This window comes from Bacillus sp. mrc49 (assembly GCF_002803435.1).
The window spans coordinates 1-989 of sequence record NZ_PHNG01000769.1 but is presented as its reverse complement, the minus strand read 5'-3'; the positions used below and the strand labels follow the sequence as shown (position 1 = coordinate 989).

The window sequence follows — 989 nt, the reverse complement described above, 5'->3', positions numbered from 1 at the left end:
CTAAAAAAAGGATCGTCGCTCTTAAGAAAATAAAAACGAAAGCTCCAAAGGTCACTTCATTAAAAGGCTGGATGATCATGGCCTTGTTATTTTCATTTCCAGCCTCAACTGATAGTGTTCCTAACCCAATCGAGCAAGCTAAAATAGTCCCTAATACTATTACTCTTACTTTTTTCATGTTATTTCCTCCTGGTATGAAATAAGTGCATTTTCTTGGCGCTTGCCATTGTAGTCACTGCAACAATTTTTTGATGTTTTTTCATCCATGTTCTTTCTCTCATCTCCTTTGATCCAGTAAAGATTCATCATACTGGAAAAGAGAGTATATGAAGTTCCAATATTAAAACGGGAAATACCATATTTGAAATTTCACTCCATGCTCATAGCATCGCTGATGGAACGGAGCCTCCCTTTTTTCCCACAACAAAAAGGCCGTTTAACATATTCGTTAAACGGCCTTCGCGTTTTGCTATTTGGATTTTTTCACTGTTACTTTTGTTGCTTTTCCTGTATTGCCTGCTTTGTCTTTTGCTGAGACATATAACACGGATCCTGCTTTTTGCTTGCTGATTTTGACGGAGTAATTCCCCTTCTTATCAACGGTTGCCGTTCCGATGCTTTTATTGTTGTACTTCACGGTAACGGTTGAGCTCGCTTCGGCTTTACCTGTTACTTTGGTGGCGCTGTCGCTTACTTCATTCACTTTCGGTGCATCCGGGGCGGTTTTATCGAGAACCGTCACGGCTGCTGCCTTGCTTTCGCGTTTTGCTAGATCAGTTGCTGTGACCGACAGTTTGGAGCCGGCCTTTTGTTTGCTGATTTTGACTTTGAAATTTCCTTTGCTGTCCGTGTTTGCTGAGCCGATCACTTTTTTCGCACTGTTTTTGACCGTGACTTTCACCTCGGCTTGCGATTGTCCCGTAACATACACATCTTTGTCGCTGACAGGCTTAATAGTTGGCTTAGCAGGGGTTGCACCCTTGTTCACG

Annotated in this window: 1 protein-coding gene; it reads right to left on the bottom strand. The window is 42.2% G+C overall.

Annotated features, from left to right (window positions below; translation table 11 throughout):
• Positions 1 to 469 precede the first annotated feature (469 nt).
• A partial coding sequence (locus tag CVN76_RS23650) for an Ig-like domain-containing protein (protein WP_232732443.1) occupies positions 470 to 989 on the bottom strand: 520 nt, incomplete at its 5' end.